Consider the following 3,214-nt stretch of genomic DNA (forward strand, 5'->3'; position numbering starts at 1 on the left):
GCCACATCCTAATTCTCCAGCTTCTCAGCAAAAACTACTTTTAATCTAATTACTCATTCTCCCACAATAATACCTGGTTAACTTACGCCGTGCTGTACTAGAATGGTTGTGGAAAATTAGTTTGGAATGAATAGTAATGTTTCCTAATTTTCTCTCATCACAAGTTAATCAATTAACAGACCCAAAAGCGATCGCTTTTGTCCAAAGTATTCAGAGAATTGCCCTTATAACCTCCCTGAGCCAACACTCAATCCTCACAACCTACATTCACCAAGGTAGTGGGGGAACACCAATTCTGCTGCTACACGGCTTCGATAGTTCCATCCTAGAGTTCCGTCTTCTGTTGCCATTACTTGCTACTCAAAATGAAACATGGGCAGTAGATTTGTTAGGTTTTGGCTTTACACAAAGACAAAAAGAAATAAATTACAGTCCAACTACAATTAAAATTCATCTTTACGATTTTTGGAAAACTTTAATCAACAGACCGATAATACTAGTAGGTGCATCAATGGGAGGTGCAACTGCAATTGATTTTACTCTCACTTACCCTCAAGTTGTAAAATCACTAGTATTGATTAATAGTTTAGGTTACACTAATTCTCCCGTTTTTACCAAATACTTGTTTCCTCCTTTTGACTTTTTGGCTGTAGAATATCTACGTCAACGCCACATTTTGGCATTAAATTTATGTAGTAACTTACCTAATCTAGATATCAAAATACTTTTGGCTATTCAGTGTGCTATGTTGCATCAAGAAATGCCTCTTTGGCATGATGCCATGATTTCTTATGTGAAAACTGGTGGTTATAGCGATTTGGCAAATAGAATTGCCCAAGTTAACAAACCAACACTTATTTTATGGGGAGAAGCTGATGATATGCTGCCATTGGAAGATGCAGAAAGGTTTCAACAATCTATTGCGAATTCTCAATTAATAAAACTCAAAAATTGCGGTCATGCCCCTCAAATTGAACAGCCGCAAATGACATCTCGATATATTTTACATTTTCTAAATAATAGGAAATTTTAATTGGTCTTAAGAGGATGTTTTAAAAGTTACTACAGGGATAATTTTGCTATTCTGCATTTAAGCTAGTAGAGAATAGCAAAATTGATACAAAAATCAAATCTTTCTTTAGCTATAAAAAGTTATATAAAATCGTATTTATATTCTAAAAAAGAAAACAGATGACTAACAAAAAGGTCGTGCTAGTTACTGGTGCATCATCTGGGTTTGGGCAGTTAGTTGCTCACAAACTGGCTGGTGTAGGCTACTGTGTTTTTGGTACGAGCCGTAAACAACATCCAGCCTCACACGGACTGGAAATGTTGACATTAGACCTAACGTTTTAAACATTTAAAACGAGTTAATCTTAGGACTAGTTGACAACAGGAAGTTTTGAAAGAGGTTGCCAGACGATAACTTTTGCGGAGCATATCTAAGCCAGAGTATGGCACACGGAGTCGAAGTGGGCGCAACACGGGACGGTATAACCAGTAATAAGCCTTTTTTAAGTCATTCCATTTTGAACAGGCTTCAAGATGTAAAAAATCTGAAATGTCTACAACTAACCCTCTACCCTGATACATCATCACATTACGACCGTGGACATCATGAGGGTGGAGGGAGCAACGCCGGGCATAGTCTAGAGCTTCATCGATGTCTCTTATTACCTGCTTGGGAATCGGTAAACCTAAGTGCATACAATCGTACAAAGTTGTTCCATAAAGCCGTTTCAAAATTAGAAAGCTATCTTTGGCGTACAAACACTCAGAAAATGCCGGATGAGAACCTAGACGATGGTAGACGTCTACTTCCTCTTCAAAGCCCGGTCGTCCTGGGGCATAAATTTTAACTACACACTCAGAGTAATCGGGATGATACACTACTGCGGCGTAATTTCCTTTGCCAAGCAACTGCCAAGGTTGTGGAAGATAGCTGACCTGAATGGGATTACGGGGATTGACACTTTCAATTTGTAATCTGGGCAGCAGTTCCTGATAAATAGTTTCAAGCAGATGCTTTGGGGGCGATTTGTCCATAGAGGATAGGTATCTAAAACGAATATCACGCTTGTAAAGGTAAGGTTTATCAAGAAGTAGAAGAACGAAATTTCTCTGTTGGGGGGCTACGATTGTGGATGAAGAGTTATCCAAGTGGCAAAGGTAGTAATTAGACTTAATATTTTCTCAGATAAGGTAACAATTGTATATTTAGCTACAACTTAACTTGTTTGGTCAAGTGGGAAAAGTGGGAAAAGTAGGATATTTTATAGTAACCCTTGACTAACCTCTTAATAACCTGTAACTTAATGTTTATTAGATAGCTATTGTTAAATGACATAAGTCATTGATAAAGCTCAAAATCCTAATCTAGCAAAGTTCCTAGCGATCTCTTTATATCAGGGGATTACAAGTTGTCAAGAGTCAGTAAGTAACTGCCTTTCTTACCAAGGGGCCTAGACCTGCATCGAATTTGAGTAAATTTATGGTCACACTAAGGACGTTCTTTAATATCCGATGTAGAGTATCAGTTGTTGTTTACGCTCTTGCAACCGCAACACTTGGTGTTGATTTGAAAATGGCATTGCTGAAAGAGTAATGTTTGATTTAGTACAATAGAAGAATGAAGTGCCCTCAATGCAACTCAACTATCAGCATCGTCGATATAGATAGTTCTACAAGTGGAAGCAGTATGACCGCCAGTTCCTTGAAGCCTAGCGCTCTTAGCGTTACTCAGATCAGGTCAAGCAATATGCATCAAGATGTATCTTAATGGCATAGGTCAACCTCTTGTAACAGATTGTTGTTTCTTAATTGGGATAAATTTTTCTAGGACTTTGACAAGATTTAAATTTTTCTCATAAGAGCAGTCTTTATTTTAACCATTATAAAAATAAAATCAGCAATCAATAAAAACAGTATGTTTGAAAATTTACCAAGTAAATCCAAGCAGACTTCAAGCCATTGCTACGTTTAATGAATTGTGGCAACCATGAAAATTATTCATTCATTTTAAAGATTGAAAAACTAATGACCAAGATCAGCAAAAACAAATCCTCGTTAACTAACGGCGTACCAGCATCGTTTGTCGTATTTCTTGTTGCTCTCCCCTTGTGCATGGGTATAGCGATCGCTTCTGGTGTTTCTCCATCCTGCGGTTTAATCATCGGGATGAACGGGGGGATAATTGTGGGTTCTATTTCTGGCT

The 3,214-nt window shown here is 37.8% G+C and carries 3 protein-coding genes; 2 read left to right on the forward strand and 1 reads right to left on the reverse strand.

What is annotated here, in order from left to right; translation table 11 throughout:
- Positions 1-136: 136 nt before the first annotated feature.
- Positions 137-1,033 (forward strand): alpha/beta hydrolase, encoded by an 897-nt coding sequence (locus H6G26_RS40195; RefSeq protein WP_190737549.1) that lies wholly within the window; start codon positions 137-139, stop codon positions 1,031-1,033.
- A 158-nt stretch (positions 1,034-1,191) separates the two neighbouring features.
- Positions 1,192-1,356, forward strand: a complete 165-nt coding sequence (locus tag H6G26_RS40200; RefSeq protein WP_190737551.1) for an SDR family NAD(P)-dependent oxidoreductase — start codon at positions 1,192-1,194, stop codon at positions 1,354-1,356.
- On the opposite strand, the gene H6G26_RS40205 is transcribed toward H6G26_RS40200, so the two are convergent.
- Complete coding sequence (locus tag H6G26_RS40205) at positions 1,345-2,046, reverse strand: serine/threonine protein kinase (RefSeq protein ID WP_190737553.1); 702 nt, start codon at positions 2,044-2,046, stop codon at positions 1,345-1,347. The genes H6G26_RS40200 and H6G26_RS40205 overlap by 12 nt on opposite strands.
- Positions 2,047-3,214 lie beyond the last annotated feature (1,168 nt).

The organism is Nostoc sp. FACHB-888 (genome assembly GCF_014696655.1).
GTDB lineage: Bacteria > Cyanobacteriota > Cyanobacteriia > Cyanobacteriales > Nostocaceae > Nostoc.

What these genes read in the sequence shown, in the direction of transcription:
- H6G26_RS40205 (WP_190737553.1), bottom strand. Translation starts at nt 2,046, where the DNA reads ATGGACAAATCGCCCCCAAAGCATCTGCTTGAAACTATTTATCAGGAA.
- H6G26_RS40200 (WP_190737551.1), top strand. Translation starts at nt 1,192, where the DNA reads ATGACTAACAAAAAGGTCGTGCTAGTTACTGGTGCATCATCTGGGTTT.
- H6G26_RS40195 (WP_190737549.1), top strand. Translation starts at nt 137, where the DNA reads ATGTTTCCTAATTTTCTCTCATCACAAGTTAATCAATTAACAGACCCA.